The sequence below is a fragment of the Phenylobacterium sp. genome, from assembly GCF_036723115.1.
Classification (GTDB): domain Bacteria; phylum Pseudomonadota; class Alphaproteobacteria; order Caulobacterales; family Caulobacteraceae; genus Phenylobacterium.
In genome coordinates this window covers 1-16,204 of the sequence record NZ_DAIMHV010000019.1, presented here as the reverse complement: position 1 = coordinate 16,204, position 16,204 = coordinate 1, and the positions used below count along the sequence as shown (strand labels likewise).

Sequence of the window (16,204 nt, the reverse complement as noted above, 5' to 3'; positions counted from 1 at the left end):
CCGACCGACTTCAGCCGCCCGCCTCCCGCGGGCGGCTTTTCTGCGCCCAGACCAGAAACTCCCGATTGCCGTCGCCGCCGGCGATCGGGCTGTCGGCCTGGCCCATGAGCGCCCAGCCGCTCTGCTCCAGAAACGCCACGATGTCGGCCAGAGCGCGAGCCTGGACCTGGGCGTCCTTCACCACGCCGCCCTTCCCCACCTGACCAGGTCCGGCCTCGAACTGCGGCTTGACCAAGCAGATCAGGTCCGTCCCGACCGCAGCCAGGGCCAGGGGGACCGGCAGGGCCTTGGTGAGCGAAATGAAGCTCACATCGCAGACGATCAGCCCCACCGCCTCCAGATGGGCGGCCTCCAGGCTGCGGGCGTCGGTGGCCTCCAGGCTCTCAACCCGCGGGTCCGCCGCAAGCCGGGGATGAAGCTGGCCTCGGCCGACGTCCACGGCCAGAACCTGAAGCGCGCCGCGCGCCAGGGCGACTTCGGTGAAGCCGCCGGTGGAGGCGCCCAGGTCCAGCACCCGGCGGCCCTCCACCGTCACGGGCCACAAATCCAGCGCGTGATCGAGTTTGAGCGCAGCGCGCCCCACCCACGGATGGGCGGGCGTGGCGGAAATGACCGCGTCTTCAGCCACGGCGGCGGCCGGCCGATCGACCACCACCCCGTCCACCAGGACCCGGCCCGCCTCGATGGCGGCCCGGGCCTTGGCGCGGCTCTCGAACAGCCCGCGCTCGACCAGCAGCAGGTCGATGCGCCCGCGGGCCATGGATCAGGCGTCGGCCTTGTCTTCGAACAGCTTCTTGAGCTCGTTCTTCAGGATCTTGCCGTTGGGATTGCGCGGCAGGGTCTCGTGCCAGAACTTCACGGCGATCGGCACCTTGAAGGCGGCCAGGTGCTCGGCCACGTGGGCCCGCAGCTCCTGCTCGGTGGCCTCGGCGCCAGGCTTCAGCGTGACCACCGCCGCCGGCTCTTCGCCGAGCGTCTTGTGGGGCACGCCCACAATGGCGGCGTCCATGACCGCGGGATGGTCATAAAGGACGTTCTCGACCTCCACGCAGTAGATGTTTTCGCCGCCCCGGATCAGCATGTCCTTGGCCCGGTCGATGATGTAGCAGAAGCCTTCCTCGTCCAGCCGGGCCAGGTCGCCCGTGCGCACCCAGCCGTCAACGAAGGTCTGTGCGGTGGCCTCGGGCTTGTTCCAATAGCCCTTCACCACCATCGGCCCCTTGGCCCACAGCTCGCCCACCTGGCCCACGGCCAGTTCGGTCTTGCCGTCGGCAGGATCCATGATCTTGAGCTCGGCCACGGGCGCGGCCGGCCCGCAGCTGTCGGGACGATTGGTATAGTCCTCTGCGCCGTTGCTGGTCACCGTGGCGCAGGTCTCGGTCATGCCCCAGCCCTGGCCGGGCTGCGACTTGGGGAAGGTCTCGGCCAGACGCCGGACCAGCTCCGGCGCGGACGGGGCGCCGCCATAGGCCACCGACTCCAGGGACGACAGGTCGTAATTGGCGCGGGCCGGATGCTCGATCAGCTGCCAGGCGATGGTGGGCACGCCCCCCGCCGACTGGATCTTCTCGCGCTCGATCAGCTCAAAGGCGCGGATCACGTCCCACTTGTACATCATCACCAGCTTGGCGCCGGCGAACAGGCTGGGGTTCAGCACCGCCATGCAGCCTGTGACGTGGAAGAAGGGGATGGAGATCAGGGACGAGCGCTGAGGGCCATCGGGATCAGGCGCCGGCGGCATTTCGCCCCGTCGCAGGAACCGCCGGGCCCCGGCGCAGGCCGCGGTCAGGATGTTGGAATTGACCCCGCGATTGGTGCCCAGCGCGCCCTTGGGCTTACCCGTCGTGCCCGAGGTGTAGAAGATGGTGGCGTCGTCGTCGGGCAGGATTTCCACGTCCGGCAGGGCGATATCGGGCAGGCTGGCCCAGGCGTCGGCGCCGCCGATGACGTCTTCCAGCTTGCTCACCTGCGGGTGGGCGATCTCCTCGCTCTCGCGGCTCACATAGACCCGCACGAGGTCGGGGCAGTTGGGCAGGTGCTCCACCAGGCGCTCATAGCGCTCGGCGTCCACCACGAGGATCTTGGTGCCCGAATCGGTGAGGCCGTATTCCAGCTCCGCGCCAGTCCACCAGGCGTTCAGCGGGGTGACGATGGCGCCCAGGCTGGCGCCGGCATAGAAGGCCACCACCCATTCGGGCAGGTTGCGCATGACGATGGCGACCCGGTCGCCCTTCTGCACGCCCTGGGCGGCAAATTCCTTGGCGAGGTTCGCCACCGCCCGGTGGAACGCCTCGAAGGAGACGCGCTCATCCTCATAGACCAGGAAGATCCGCTCCCCATGGGCCCGGCCGGCCTCCACCACCGAACGCAGGGACGGCGGAGAGTTCTTCCAGGTCTTCAGCTTCACGCCGCGGACGTCCACCTCTTCGGTCTCGAAGGGCGTGCCCGGCGAGGTCAGCAGGGCATGGGCGTCGGCGATGGACATGGCGGGCCAGCCGGGAGGCAGAGCGGCCTCGGTCATGAGCGTTCTCCTAATGCTTGCGTCCAGCTCGACACGGCCAGACGTCGTCCCAGGTGAACAAGCATAACCTGAAGCCGGAGGCAAACGTCTGTTCGGCCCAGCGGAACACACCCGGTTCTAGCGGCTCGCCCCCACGCCGGAGAGCCGCTGGAGCGCCCCCTCCAGCTTGGCCTTGGCGGTCTCGGCGGCGGCCAGACGCTCGCGATTCTCCTCCACCACCTCCTCCGGCGCACGGGCGACGAAGTCGGCGTTGCCGAGCTTCTTGGCCGTGCGGTCGATGTCGGCGGCGAGCGCCGCGATCTCCTTGGAAAGACGCCCGCGCTCGGCTTCCAGGTCGATGAACTCGGCCACTGGCAGGGCCAGGGTCGCGCCGGCCACCACGAAGGGGATGGCCCCGTGCGGCGCCTGGTCCACCGGCCGCACAGCGGCCACGCGCAGGGTCTGGCCGATCACCGCGGCGGAGGCTTCGAGCACCCGCCGCTGGTCGGGACTGGCCTCCACCACCAGCAGGTCCGGACGCGCGCCGGGGGGCACGTTCAGCTCGGCGCGAACCGAGCGGCCCTCGCTGACCGCGGCGATGATCAGCCCGATCTCCGCCTCGGCGGCGCCATCCATCAGGTCGTCGCCCAGGTCCGGCCAAGGCGCGGTCATCAGGAAGCCGGCATGGGCGCGGGGCGCTCCCTCCCCTGCGGTCTGGGCCCAGAGCTCCTCGGTCAGGAACGGCATGATGGGATGCAGCAGACGCAGGGCCACATCCAGCACCCAGGCGGCCGCAGCCTGAGTCTCGGCCTTGGCCCCGCCGTCCTCGCCGTTCAGCAACGGCTTGGCCAGCTCCACATACCAGTCGCAATAGGTGTTCCAGATGAAGCGGTAGAGGGTCCCGGCCGCCTCGTCGAAGGCGCAGTCGTTCAGGGCGCGGGTCACCGCCTGACTCGTCCGCGCCGCCTCACCGACGATCCAGCGGTTCAGCGGAACCTGCAGGCCTGCGGGATCAAAGCCTTCGGCCCGGGCGCACCCGTTCATCTGGCAGAAGCGCGTCGCATTCCAGAGCTTGGTGCCGAAATTGCGATAGCCCTCGATCCGCTGGCGCGACAGCTTGATGTCGCGCGCCTGGCCCGACATGGCGGTCAGGGTGAAGCGCAGGGCGTCGGCCCCGTAGTCGTCCACCAGTTCCAGGGGATCCATCACATTGCCCTTGGACTTGGACATCTTCTTGCCCTCGGCGTCCCGGACCAGGGCGTTGATGAAGACCCGCTTGAAGGGGACTTCGCCGGTGAAGTGTATCCCCTGCATCATCATCCGGGCCACCCAGAAGAAGATGATGTCGAAGCCGGTGATCAGGGTGTGGGTGGGATAGAAGCGGGCCAGGTCGCTGGTCTCTTCCGGCCAGCCCATGGTCGAGAACGGCCACAGGCCCGAGGAGAACCAGGTGTCGAGGACGTCTTCGTCCTGCTTCAGCGGCTCGTCCCGGCCGTAGTGCGCGCGGGCGGCCGCCAGGGCCTCGTCCTCGCTCTCGGCGACGAAGACCTGGCCGTCGGGTCCGTACCAGGCCGGAATCCGGTGCCCCCACCAGAGCTGACGCGAGATGCACCAGGGCTGGATGTTCCGCATCCACTCGAAATAGGTCTTTTCCCAGTTGCGCGGCTCGAAGACCGTGCGTCCCTCCTCCACCGCGGCGATGGCGGGCTGGGCCAGGGTCGCAGCGTCCACGTACCACTGGTCGGTCAGATAGGGTTCAACCACGGCGCCTGAGCGGTCCCCGTGCGGGACCACGTGCCGGGTCTTCTCGATCTCACGCAGCAGACCCAGCGCCTCAAAGGCCTCAACCACCTTCTTGCGAGCCTCGAACCGGTCCAGGCCGCGATAGGCCTCCGGCGCGTTTTCATTGATGCGCGCAAAGTCGTCGAAGACGTTGATCACCGGCAGGTTGTGGCGCTTGCCCACCTGGAAGTCGTTGAAGTCGTGGGCCGGCGTGATCTTCACCGCGCCAGAGCCCTTTTCAGGATCGGGATACTCATCGGCGACGATGGGGATCAGGCGATCGACGATGGGCAGGCGCACGGACTTGCCCACCAGGGCCTTGTAGCGTTCGTCATCCGGATGAACCGCCACGGCGGTGTCGCCCAGCATGGTCTCCGGCCGGGTGGTGGCCACGACGATCTCGCCGGAGCCGTCCTCCAGCGGATAGGCGAAGTGCCAATAGGCGCCGTCCACCTCCCGCTGCTCGACCTCGATGTCGGAAATGGCGGTCTGGAAGTGGGGATCCCAGTTCACGAGCCGCTTGTCGCGATAGATCAGACCTTCTTTGTGAAGCTGGACGAACACCTTGCGCACGGCGGCCGACAGGCCCTCGTCCAGGGTGAAGCGCTCGCGGCTCCAGTCGCAGGAGGCGCCCAGGCGGCGGAGCTGGTTGACGATGGTCCCGCCGGACTTGGCCTTCCACTCCCAGATCTTCTCGACAAAGGCCTCCCGGCCCAGGTCGCGGCGGCCGATATTGCCGGCCTCGGCCAGCTGGCGCTCGACGATGTTCTGGGTGGCGATGCCCGCATGGTCGGTGCCCGGCAGCCACAGGGCCGCCTTGCCCCGCATCCGCTCGAAGCGGATCAGCACATCCTGCAGGGTGTTGTTCAGTGCGTGGCCGATGTGCAGGGAGCCCGTCACGTTCGGCGGGGGGATGACGATGGAGAACGGCTCGGCGTTGGGATCGTCGGTGGGGGCGAAGGCGCCCGACTGTTCCCACGCCTCATAGAGGCGCGGTTCGGCGGTCTTGGGGTCGAAATTCTTGTCAAGCATGGCGGATCACACGTCCATTACAGGCGAGCGTCGCACGGCGTAAGGCCGCTGACGCCTGAACGAACGAACCCGCCCTTCGTCGGGGCGGGTTCGCAGGCCTTGCGCGCGGCCGGGCCGCGGGCAGAGCGAACAGAGATTTAGCGTACGCGCCCGCGGGCGATGCGTTCGACTTCCTCGCGGACCGAAGCCTCGACGATGCGCGGCAGGTTCTCGTCCAGCCACTGCTTCAGCAACGGACGAAGCAGCTCGCGAACCACGTCCTCGAGCGTCCGGTCGCTGTGCGGCATGGCGATGGCCGCCGAAAGCTGACCAAAGGCCGAGGCCGCCGCGGTGGCCGCCGTCTGGCTGAGCAGGCTGTCGCCTTCGGGGGGCGGCTCATAGGCCGGCGCGGGCGACGGAGTGTAGGTGGCCGATTCGGGCTCGGCCGAAGCCGGCGCGGCGGTGGGGCTGTAGACGTCCAGATCCCCGACCTGGTCGACCCGCTCGGTCAGTTCCAGGGCGTCTTCCTCCGGCTCGTCGAGAACCAGGGGCGCAGGCTCGGGCTCAGGAGCCGGTTCCGGCTCGGGCTCAGGCGCGAAGGCGGGGGCCTCGGCGGCGGCGGGCTCTTCCAGCGGCTCAGGAGCCGAAGGCTCTTCAGCCGGCGCATCATCCTCCGAAATGATGCGGCGAATGGAGGCGAGAATCTCCTCCATCGTCGGTTCTTGGGAGGTCTGATCGGACATGAGGCGCGCCGTTATCTCTTCAGGTGGGATCGAAGCGCCAGCCTAGGCGCGATAGGGCGATGGTGCAATTTCCCACCCCGGACGCAAGGCCCTTCTCGTGCCGGGACGCCCGCTAATTCGCAGGCCCGGCCGCGCTCGGCGCAGGCGCGGTCGCCGGCAGGAGCTGGGTGCGGGGCGCAAAGACCGAATCGACCACGCCGATCGGCTCCTCCCACGGGGTCCAGCCCCAGGTGAAGCGCAGGTCGCGGGCGTTGCGCTCGGCGTCATAGGTCTCCAGGCCGGGGGCGAGATTGGCCGCGTCCAGCCGGCCCACGGCGGCCAGCACCAGGGTGGCGGCCACATACTCGTCCCGGCGCGCGTTGATCTGGGCCAGCTCGGCGGCGCGCAGTTCCTGCTCGGCGTTCAGCACGTCGATGGTGGTCCGCAGGCCCACCTGCTGTTCCTGGCGCACGCCCTCGGCGGCGATGCGCGCGGCGCGGACCTGTTCCTCGGTGGAGCCGATATTGGCGCGGGCGGCCAAAAGCTGGCTCCAGGCCTGGGTCACCGACTGCAAGGCCGAACGGCGGGTCTGCTCGACAGTCAGCTCCGCGGCCGTCTCCCGCTCGCGGGCGGCGCGCACGCGGGAATTGGTGAGGCCGCCGGTGAACAGGGGCACGGTCACCGTGGCGCGGCCGGTGACGGCCCGCGAATAGTCCGACGGCTCAAACGGTTCGGCCAGGCCCGTCCAGCCCACATTGCCGGTGAGCGAAAGGTTCGGCATCCGTTCGGCGCGGGCGGCCGCGACTCGGGCCTCGGCGGCCTGGGCGTTGTACAGCGCCTGGCGCACCTGCGGGTTATCTCGCTCGGCCGCCTCGTAGGCCTGGTCCACCGTCGAGGGCAGGATCGAAGCCAGGGGGGGCTCGGCCTCCAGGCTGCCGGGGTTCTGCCCGACCACGGCGGCGTAGCCTGCGCGGCTGATGGCCAGCTGGGCCTCGGCCGACCGCAGCTGCGCCTCGGCGGCGGCCAGGCGCGCCTGGGACTGGGCCACGTCGGTGCGGGTGATCTCGCCCACTTCGAAGCGGGCGTTGGACTCGTCCAGCTGCCGGCTCAGCACCTGCACGTTGTCCCGCCGGATGCGCAGGGCTTCCTGGTCGCGGCGCACGTCCACATAGGCGGTGATGACGCCCGCCAGCACCTCGGCCTCCACCCGGCGCAGGGATTCCCGCCCGGCCAGAACCTCAGCCTCGGCGGCGGAAACCGCGGAGGCCACCCGGCCGCCGGTCCACAGGGGCTGGGTGAGCGACAGGCCCGCAGTGGCGGAATTGCTTTCGTCGATCCCGCCGCCGTTGGGGGTGCGGACCTCGTTGTAGGTCGCCGAAGCCGAGACGCCCAGCGTCGGCCGCCAGCCGGAGCGGGCCTGGACGATGCTCTCGTCCAGCGCCCGGAGGTTGGCCCTCTGGGCCTGAAGGACGGGATTGGTCTGATAGGCCAGGGCCAGGGCGTCGAGGAGGGACTCCGCAGCCGCCGCCGGTGGCAGGCCGATCAGGCCCGCGCTGAAGATCGAGGCCAACAGGCCTGCGCGGCGGCTTATGAACATGCGAATTCCCCGGCTTCGGCGAGAGTGCTTGCGCCCTATATGACCTTGAGTGTCTCTCAGGACCAGTAGCCGCAACCTTAAGCTTTCTTCACGCTGGACTGTCGGCCGCCCACGAGCCCGTTCTCAGAAGGCGAAGCCTTGTTCTGGCTCAAATCCGGCCAGATATCGCGGCGTGGCGTCGAACACTTCACGTCGGGCAAGACCGGTTTCGGTGCGGGTATAAAGGGTCGCCTTGCCCACCGGGCCATTGCGCTCCACCACGCCCAGACGCCCCCCCGGCGCCAGGGCGCTGGTCCAGGCGCCCGGCGCGCGGGCCACCGCGCCTTCGACAATGACCACGTCATAGGTCTCGCCGCCCAGAGCGGTCAGGTCCTCGCCGTCCTGACGGGTGACGATGAGGCCGGCATGCTCCAGCACCGCGGCGCCATAAGGCGCGGCGATGGCCAGGGCCTTCTCGCCCGGCTGGATCGCCAGGGCGTGCAGCAGCTTGCCGATGTCCCGCGGGGCCATCAGGGCGCGGCCCGGCGCATACTCCACCTCGGCGTCGGCATAGGCCAGATAGGCCCGGCCGGCGGGGACCAGCGTCTCGCGGGGGATGACCCGCATGGCGTCCTGAACCCGGACGTCGGTGACGTCATTAGTCCGGACCTGACTTTCGACCATGTTCAGGCGGGCGGCGGTGAAGTCGACCATGGGACCTCGGCGGGCGTTCGTGTGAAGCGCGCTTATAGGTCCGCCCTCGACCGGAGCGCAACGGCGGCCTGCAAGAGAGATTGCCGCGGGCCAAGGCTTCTGTTAGCGATCCGCCTCCGCTCCCCGCGACGGTCTGGTGACAGGCGTCGTTTGCAAGGATGGCCTGGTGGCGGAGTGGTTACGCAGCGGACTGCAAATCCGTGCACCCCGGTTCGATTCCGGGCCAGGCCTCCACCCTTCCCGACGTCGGCCCGTCGTTCATGCCACCCCGTCTGACCGGCGATTCGCTGGCGCAGTCAGTCGACGGCGATGATTTCGACTTCTGCGCCGTTCACCTGGACGACGTCGCCCACGAGACGGCCGAGGACGGCCCGGGCCAGGGGGGAGACGTAGGACACGCTGCCCGAAGCCGGATCGGCCTCGTCCTCGCCCACGATTCGGAAGCTCTGGACCCGCCCGTCCTCTCGCTCGATCTCCACCGTGCGGCCGAACTGGACCTTGCCCGGGGCGGGGGGCGGTTCGGTCAGCTGGGCGCTGGCGCGGCGGGAGGACCAGTAGCGCAGGTCCCTGGTGGCGCGGGCCATGGCGGTGCGATCCTGCGAGACGTCATCGGCGCTCTGGGCGGCCGAATAGGCGGCGCGGGCGGCGGCCAGCTCGGCCTCGATGGCGGCGAGCCCTGCGGCGGTCACCAGGTTGGGGTGGCTGGAAATCGGACGGTCGGGAAGATCGGCGGCCTGCGCCTCGTAGTCTTCCTCACGGGTGAAGGCGACGCTCATCCTACCAATCTAGGGGCCGGGCGCGGCGCCACAAGCCCAGTGGCCTGTGACTCAGCCGTTGAAGCGCGCCCGTCTCACCAGCCAGGCCAGCAGGCCGAACAGGACCAGGGCCGCGCCCACGCCCAGCCAGGCCTGCAGGCTGCCCGTGCGCACCGCCTCGATGGCGGCGCCGCCCCCGAAGGCCATGAGCGCCATTTTGGGCACGCTGCCCAGGCCCGCGCCGGAGATGAAGGGCAGGTAGCCGATGGGGGTGGCGCCGGCGGCGATGTTGATCAGGACCGAGGGCACTGTGGGGGCCAGCCGCACCCCGGCGCTGACCCAGAACCCATGCCGCGCCACCGCCGCCATGAAGGCGACCACGGCCGGCGAGGCGTAGCGCGCCACCAGGCCCGCGCCGAAATAACGACCCGCCGCAAAGCCCGCCGAACAGGCGATCATCTTTCCGATCCAGCTATAGGCCAGGCCCTCCCAGGGGCCGAAGACCAGGACGAGGGCGGTGATCAGGACGAACTGGGGCGCCCCCAGGCTGGCCAGGAGCGCAAAGGCCGCGACCCCGGCCACGGGGGCCCAGGGACCGTCGTCCCAGTGACTCACCGTGCGGGCCAGGGCTTCCGGATCGGCCAGGGGCAGGAAGGGGGCGGCGAAGCCCAGCATGGTGACGAGGCCCAGCCCCGCCAGGGCCAGCGCCGGGCCGCGCCCTGGACCTCTGGGCGCGCCTTCGGCGGGATCAGGGCTGGCTGGCGGGCGCAACAGCCTCGGCCCGGCGATAGAGGATGAGGTTGTAATCCTCGCCATCGGAGTAGTTCTGGCCCGCGATCCGGCCCACGGGCTCGAGCTCGATCCCCAAGGCCGCGGCGCGGGCGAGGAAGGCCCCCTGCCCTGCTGCGCCGACCACGGCCACCTGGCAGGCGCCGGGCGCGGCCATGGCGGCGGCGGCGGCCTCCGCATCCCGCGCCAGCAAGGTTCGGAATGGACCGTTGAGGAAGACGAGGCTCGGCTCGTGATAGGGGCTCGTGATGATCTCCGGCCGTCCGGCGCAGGCCGGGACGGCCACCCTGGCGGCCTGCGCGATCTGGGGGCTGAGCCAGAGCTGGGTGAGCCCTGGCAGGGCGAGGCCGAAGGTGTTGGCGCTCACCGCGAAGCTCGCCACGACTCCGGCGAGCACGGCCTGATCGGCCCGCCCCTTCAGGAGACGCCACAGCATGACGCCCACCGCGCCCGCCGCCAAAAGGGCGAACGCGATGGCCACCGGGTCGAACCGGCCCTCATAGCGCCAGATCGCGCCTGGCGCGGCGAGCGCCAGAACGATGCTGACGGCCAGCCAGAGCAGCAGGAAGAGCCCGAAGACCAGCTTCGCCCAGACCGGGGGCGCGGGCCTTGCGCCGGTCACCGCCGCGGCGGTCAGGGCGGCGATCGCGGGAAAGAGCGGCAGGACGTAGTGCGGGAGCTTGGTGGAGACCAGCTCGAAAACCAGCCAGGTCGGTAGGATCCAGGCGATGAGAAAGCGGATCTCCGGCCGCGCCCGCTGACGCCAGGCGTAGGGTATGGCGAACAGCGCCAGCAGGCTGCCCGGCCAAAAGGTGAGCGCAAAGGCCATGAGGTGATAGCCGATCGGCCCGCCATGGGACTGCTGATCGACCCCCACCTTGTGCAGCAGGTTGGCGCCCACGGCCACGCGGAAGAAGTCGCCGTCCGTCACAAGGCCGATCGCCACGTACCAGGGGGCGGCGATCACCAGGGCCAGGGGCAAGCCCCAGAGCGGCTGTAGCGGCTTCAGGCGCTGGAGGCTTCGATCCCAGACCGCCAGGGCCAGAGCCGTGAGCCCCGCCACCATCAGGATGATCGGCCCCTTCAGCAGGGAGCCGACTCCGAGCGCGATCCAAAAGGCCGCCACCGGCCACCGGCTTTTCGCCCGGCCGGAATAGACCCACAGGAAGGCGAACTGCGCCGCCGTGGTGGCCGCCAGCAGGGCGGCGTCGGTCTTGGCGATCCGGGCTTCGAAACCCAGGCCCATGCAGGCCGCCAGGAGCAGGCCCGCCAGCAGCCCCGCCGCGCGGCCGAACCACAGGCTGGTCATCCAGCCGGTCAATCCCACGGCGGCCAGGGCCGCCAGCAGGGACGGCAGGCGATAGGTCCAGATGGCGCGCTGGTCGGGCTCGGAAAAGACCGCCGTGCTGACGGCCTGCAACCAGTAGACTCCCGCCGGCTGAAGGTGCCGCGGCACGTCCTGGAAGCGGATGTCGATGAAGTCGCCGCTGGCCAGCATCTGGGTGGTGGCGGTGGCGTAGCGCGCCTCGTCCCGGTCCACCGGCGGCAGGGTGGCGAAGCCCGCCAGGAAGAGGACCAGGGCGGCGCCCAGCAACAGCAGGAGGTCCCGCGGGGTGAGCCGCGCCGTCGAACCTTCGGGGCCTGGGGCCGTGTTCACCCGACGGCCCCGTCCAGGTCGGTGGACACCCGCGGCGCCTCCGTGCGGCTCTTCAGCCAGATCACGCCCAGCATGTCGCCGACCCCCACCAGGGCCCGGCCGAGATTGGTATATTTGGACACTCCGTGCACACGGGCCTGATGGCGCACGGGATGATTGATCAGCGGATGCCCATAGGCCTGAAACAGGGCGGGCAGAAAGCGGTGCATGCCCTCGAAGCAGGGCAGTTTCAGGAAGTCCTCCCGCCGGAAGAGCTTCACCCCGCAGCCGGTGTCGGGACAGCGATCGCCCAGGACGGCGGCGCGGAAGCCGTTGGCCAGGCGGGTGGCCACCAGGCGCGGCCACGGGTCATCCCGCCGGACCCGGATCCCCGCCACCAGGGGAGCCTCACCCGGCGCGGCCTGCGCCAGGGCCAGCATGGCCACAAGGTCGCCCGGCGCATTCTGGCCGTCTCCGTCGAGGGTCCCGATCCACAGTCCGCGGGCGGCCAGCACCCCGGTGCGGACCGCCTGGGACTTGCCGCATCGACGGTCGTGGCGGACGAGGCGGATCTCGGGATGGCGCCGGGCCAGGGCGGCGATGATCTGCGCCGTCTCGTCGGTGGAGCCGTCGTCGACGAAGACCACCTCGAAAGGTCCCGCCGCCGCCAGGTCGCGCAGACATTCCTCGGCCACCGCCTCGATATTGGGGGCCTCGTTGAGAACGGCGATGACGGCCGAGAGGATGGGGCGGACGATCCCGGGGATCTCCGTCGTCCCGGCCGTGGGCGCGGGCGCGTTGTGTTGTTCCAAGACCCCTCCTCCGGCTGGAGACCGGTTGAGTCTCCATAGCGCTCCCCCTGGCGCCTGGGAACTGATTCCACCGCCTGGACGATCGGCGTTCCGAAAAGGCTGTCGGCCGGGCGCCCGACAGCCGGGCGTCGTGCGCCCGCTTCTGCGGCAAAGCCCTTTTGAACCGGCCAATTGTTGCGGCGGGGGTTCGCCGGTCGGACGTTATGCTATACCAGACGCCGCAATAGGGAGCCGCCCATGCGTTTTGTCTTTCCCCTCGCCCTCGCCCTCACCCTTGTCGGCGGCGCCGCCGCCCAGGCCTGCGATCAGCACGGGGCGGATTACGGTCCCATGTCGGCCTATTTCCACTATCGCGACATGAGCGAGACCGAGCGCCGCGCCGCCGATGTGGCCGCCCGCGACGCCATGCGGGAGAAGGACATCCTGGAGGCGCGCTCCATGCTCATGTCGCGGTTCCAGATCAAGGTCGACGCCGGCCCCGACGAAACCCAGGTGGCCGACAACAGCTCCACCCGGCGTCAGCGCCGTTGATCGCCAACGGCTGAGTTCGCCGCCGCCCCGCCATGCTCATCGAACTTAAGGACCTGCGCCACGAGATCGGCGGCCGCCGGGTGCTGGACTTGCCGGCCTTCGCGGCGGATCGCGGAGAGCACACCCTGCTCATCGGCCCCTCGGGCAGCGGCAAGACCACGCTGATCAATGCGATCACCGGCCTGATCACCCCGACCCACGGCCAGGTGATCATCGACGGCCAGACCATGAACACCGCCGCCCCCGCCGCCCGCGACGCCCTGCGGCGGCGGCTGATCGGCGTGGTCTTCCAGACCCTGCGGCTGATCCCGGCCCTGACCGTGCGGCAGAACCTGGCGCTCGCCCAGACCCTGGCCCATGGCCGCACCGAACCAGGCCTGATCAGCGAGCTTATCGAACGCGTGGGCCTGACCCACCGCGCCGACGCCCTGCCCCGGGCCATGAGCCACGGGGAAGGTCAGAGGGCGGCCATCGCCCGGGCGCTCTGCACCCGCCCGGCCCTGCTGGTAGCCGATGAACCCACCTCGGCCCTGGACGACGCCAACGCCCAGGTGATCTGCGATCTGCTGGTGGAGAGCGCCAGCGCCAATGGCGCCACGCTCCTTATCGCCACCCATGACACCCGCCTGCGCGACCGCTTCGAGCGGGTTCTGGCGCTCCAGCCCCCGGGAGCCGCGGCATGAACCTCGCCGGACTCTCCCTCGCCTATCTGAAGGACCGGGCGCTCAACACCGCGCTCAATGTCCTTCTGCTGACCCTCAGTGTCGCGACCCTGGTGATCCTGGTGCTGTTTTCGAGCCAGCTCACCGAGCGGTTCACCCGCGACGCCGCGGGCATCGACCTTGTGGTGGGGGCCAAGGGTTCCCCGCTGCAGCTGATCTTGGCCAGCATCTATCAGGTGGACGTCCCCACCGGGAACATCCCGGGGGATACAGTCGAGCAGTTGCGCGCCGATCCCACTGTCGGCGAGGTCATTCCACTGGCCCAGGGCGACAGTTTCCGCGGTTTCCGCATCATCGGAACCGAGCCGGCCTATGTGGAGCACTATGGCGGCCAGGTGGCGCAGGGGCGGATGTTCGCCGCTCCCTTCGAGGCGGTCATGGGCGCCCAGGCCGCCCGCCAGCTCGGCGCCGGCCTCGGCCAGAAGTTCATCGGCTCCCACGGCCTGTCGGGCGACGGCCATGACCATGACCAGACGCCGTTTGAACTCGTGGGCGTGCTCGCGCCTACGGGCACCGTCCTTGACCGACTGATCGTGACACCGGTGGAGAGCGTCTGGGCCGCCCACGGCATTACCCTGCCGGGGGTCCGGGACGAGCATGACCATGACCATGACCATGATCACGACCATGATCACGACCGTGAACACCATCATGATCACGACCACGATCATGATCATGATCATGATCATGACGAGGATCCTGCCGCCGAGGCCGCCCATGCGACCCACGGCGGTGAGCCGGACGTCACCGCCCTGCTGGTCAAGTATCGCTCCACCATGGCGGCCGTACGCCTGCCGCGGATGATCAATGATCAGGCCGGGCTGCAGGCCGCCGTCCCGGCGGTTGAGATGACGCGGCTGCTGGCCCTCCTCGGCGTGGGGCTGGACGCGGTGCGCGCCTTCGCCATCCTGCTCATGGCCACCAGCGGCCTCTCCATCTTCGTGGCGCTCTATTCGGCCCTGCGCCAGCGGGAGGGCGACATGGCCATGCTGCGGGTCATGGGCGCCCGGCCCGGCGCCATCTTCGGCCACATCATCCTTGAAGGGGTTCTGCTCGCCGCGGCCGGCGCCCTGCTGGGCGTCATCGTCGGGCACGCCGTGGTCGGCGCCGCAGCGGCCAGCTTCAGCCAACTGTCCGACATGGGGCTGACCCCCTGGCGGTTCGAGCCGGCGGAGCTGTTCATCGCGCTCGCCGCCATGGCCATGGGCGCCCTGGCCGCTCTGCTGCCGGCGCTGAAGGTTTTCCGTGTCGATATCGCCGACACGCTTTCCCACACCCGATAGGAGGTCGTGATGCTGAAACGTCTCGTCCTGGCCCTGGCCCTGTTGCTCGCAGCCCCGCCGGCCTTGGCGCTGCAGGCCTCAGCCCCGCTGGAATCCGTCTGGAAGCCAGCTGACACCCCGCCGGGGGGCGTGGCCTGGTCGCTGCTGGAATCCACCAAGGAAGTCACCCGCACCGACACGCGGGGCTATACGGTTTCGCGACCGGATTTTCCGCCGGGCGTCCGGGCGCTGAACGGCAAGAAAATCAAGGTGGCGGGCTATATGATGCCGCTCCAGAACGGCAAGAACCAGACGCACTTCGTGCTGCTGGCCTATCCCCCGGACTGCCCTTTCCATCTGAACCCGGGGCCGATGCAGTTCATCGAGGTCAAGACCACTAAGGGCGTGCCCTTCGACTACAGCGTCAAGACCATCGAGGGCGTTCTGGAGCTGGCCGGCCAGGATGAGGGCGGCGTCTTCTATCGCATGACCGACGGCCGCGCGCTCTGAGGCCCTCGGGCCGGAGCGTAAAGGCCGGTTGACGGAAGGGCGAACCAAGGGCTCAAACCGGCGCGTCACCTTTCCGGAGCCGCCCATGCCCTGGCCCGATCGCCGCCTGCTGGATCTCCTGGGCCTGGAGGTCCCGGTTCTGCTGGCCCCCATGGCCGGCGGCGGCGGCCTGGAACTGGCGCTCGCAGTGGCGCGCGCCGGGGGTCTGGCCGCCCTGCCCTGCGCCATGCTCTCGCCCACCGAGGTGGAAGCCCAGGCCCGCGACTTTCGGGCGCGAAGCGGCGCGCCGCTCAATCTCAACTTCTTCTGCCACGTCCCGCCCCAGGCTTCGCCCGAGGCCGAGGCCCGCTGGGCCGAGGCCTTGGGTCCCTTCTATGACGAGTATGGAATCGCGCGTGAGGTCCCCGCGGGCGGCGCGGTGCGGGCGCCCTTTGACGCCGCCTACGCCCAGGTGGTGGAGCGCGTCCGTCCCGAGGTTGTGAGCTTTCACTTCGGCCTGCCCGAGGCCGGTCTTCTGGCCCGGGTGCGGGCCGCGGGCGCGCGGGTGATCAGTTCGGCCACCACGGTGGAGGAGGCGCGCTGGCTCGCCCAGCGCGGTTGCGACGCGGTGATCGCCATGGGGGCGGAGGCCGGCGGCCACCGGGCGAGCTTCCTCACCCAGGACATGAGCGCACAGCCGGGCCTCTTCGCCCTGCTGCCCCAGATGGTCGACGCCGTCGATATTCCGGTGATCGCGGCAGGGGCGGTGGCCGATGGGCGCGGCCTGGCCGCGGCGCTCGCCCTGGGCGCCTGTGCGATTCAGATCGGCACGGCCTATCTGAGGTCGCCCGAAGCCCTGACCAGCGAACTCCATCGCGCGGCCCTGGCGGCGGCGCGCGATGG

At 69.8% G+C, this 16,204-nt stretch carries 15 protein-coding genes and 1 tRNA gene; 6 read left to right on the top strand and 10 right to left on the bottom strand.

Annotated features, from left to right (window positions below):
* Positions 1–10: 10 nt before the first annotated feature.
* The 6 genes from V7D28_RS03995 to V7D28_RS03970 form a co-directional block, all read right to left on the bottom strand.
* Complete coding sequence (locus tag V7D28_RS03995; RefSeq protein ID WP_333586069.1) at positions 11–760, bottom strand: TlyA family RNA methyltransferase; 750 nt, start codon at positions 758–760, stop codon at positions 11–13.
* A 3-nt stretch (positions 761–763) separates the two neighbouring features.
* Complete coding sequence (locus tag V7D28_RS03990; RefSeq protein WP_333586068.1) at positions 764–2,521, bottom strand: class I adenylate-forming enzyme family protein; 1,758 nt, start codon at positions 2,519–2,521, stop codon at positions 764–766.
* Between the two features lie 117 nt (positions 2,522–2,638).
* The gene (locus V7D28_RS03985; protein ID WP_333586067.1) at positions 2,639–5,314 is read right to left on the bottom strand and encodes a valine--tRNA ligase; all 2,676 of its coding nucleotides are present in this window, start codon (positions 5,312–5,314) and stop codon (positions 2,639–2,641) included.
* A gap of 137 nt (positions 5,315–5,451) precedes the next feature.
* A complete protein-coding gene (locus tag V7D28_RS03980; RefSeq protein WP_333586066.1) occupies positions 5,452–6,036 on the bottom strand; it encodes a DUF2497 domain-containing protein in 585 nt (194 codons plus the stop codon).
* 112 nt (positions 6,037–6,148) lie between these two features.
* Entirely contained in the window at positions 6,149–7,585 is a 1,437-nt protein-coding gene (locus V7D28_RS03975) for a TolC family outer membrane protein (protein WP_333586065.1), read from the bottom strand.
* A 150-nt stretch (positions 7,586–7,735) separates the two neighbouring features.
* Complete coding sequence (locus tag V7D28_RS03970) at positions 7,736–8,305, bottom strand: protein-L-isoaspartate O-methyltransferase family protein (RefSeq protein ID WP_333586064.1); 570 nt, start codon at positions 8,303–8,305, stop codon at positions 7,736–7,738.
* A 160-nt stretch (positions 8,306–8,465) separates the two neighbouring features.
* On the opposite strand from V7D28_RS03970, the gene V7D28_RS03965 reads away from it, so the two are divergent.
* A tRNA-Cys gene (locus V7D28_RS03965) sits at positions 8,466–8,539 on the top strand.
* A 62-nt stretch (positions 8,540–8,601) separates the two neighbouring features.
* Here V7D28_RS03965 and greA read toward each other — a convergent pair.
* Genes greA through V7D28_RS03945 form a run of 4 tightly spaced genes read right to left on the bottom strand, consistent with a single transcriptional unit; the run spans position 8,602 to position 12,297 of the window.
* Positions 8,602–9,081 carry a transcription elongation factor GreA gene (gene greA, locus V7D28_RS03960; protein ID WP_333586063.1) on the bottom strand — a complete coding sequence of 160 codons (480 nt, stop codon included), beginning with the start codon at positions 9,079–9,081 and terminating at the stop codon, positions 8,602–8,604.
* Positions 9,082–9,132: 51 nt separating this feature from the next.
* Entirely contained in the window at positions 9,133–9,831 is a 699-nt protein-coding gene (locus V7D28_RS03955; RefSeq protein WP_333586062.1) for a TVP38/TMEM64 family protein, read from the bottom strand.
* Entirely contained in the window at positions 9,809–11,506 is a 1,698-nt protein-coding gene (locus tag V7D28_RS03950; protein ID WP_333586061.1) for an ArnT family glycosyltransferase, read from the bottom strand. Before V7D28_RS03950 ends, V7D28_RS03955 begins: the two co-directional genes overlap by 23 nt.
* A complete protein-coding gene (locus tag V7D28_RS03945) occupies positions 11,503–12,297 on the bottom strand; it encodes a glycosyltransferase family 2 protein (RefSeq protein ID WP_333586060.1) in 795 nt (264 codons plus the stop codon). The genes V7D28_RS03950 and V7D28_RS03945 overlap by 4 nt, the downstream gene beginning before the upstream one ends.
* 237 nt (positions 12,298–12,534) lie before the next feature.
* Here V7D28_RS03945 and V7D28_RS03940 point away from each other — a divergent pair, with 237 nt between their 5' ends.
* The 5 genes from V7D28_RS03940 to V7D28_RS03920 all read left to right on the top strand — a co-directional run.
* Positions 12,535–12,828 carry a hypothetical protein gene (locus V7D28_RS03940; protein WP_333586059.1) on the top strand — a complete coding sequence of 98 codons (294 nt, stop codon included), beginning with the start codon at positions 12,535–12,537 and terminating at the stop codon, positions 12,826–12,828.
* Between the two features lie 32 nt (positions 12,829–12,860).
* Positions 12,861–13,511, top strand: a complete 651-nt coding sequence (locus V7D28_RS03935; RefSeq protein WP_333586058.1) for an ABC transporter ATP-binding protein — start codon at positions 12,861–12,863, stop codon at positions 13,509–13,511.
* Positions 13,508–14,833: an ABC transporter permease gene (locus V7D28_RS03930; protein WP_333586057.1), complete on the top strand. Its 1,326-nt coding sequence runs from the start codon at positions 13,508–13,510 to the stop codon at positions 14,831–14,833. Before V7D28_RS03935 ends, V7D28_RS03930 begins: the two co-directional genes overlap by 4 nt.
* 9 nt (positions 14,834–14,842) lie before the next feature.
* Positions 14,843–15,322: a DUF3299 domain-containing protein gene (locus V7D28_RS03925; protein WP_333586056.1), complete on the top strand. Its 480-nt coding sequence runs from the start codon at positions 14,843–14,845 to the stop codon at positions 15,320–15,322.
* Between the two features lie 85 nt (positions 15,323–15,407).
* Positions 15,408–16,204, top strand: a 797-nt coding sequence (locus V7D28_RS03920) for a nitronate monooxygenase (protein ID WP_333586055.1), incomplete at its 3' end; no start/stop codon positions are given.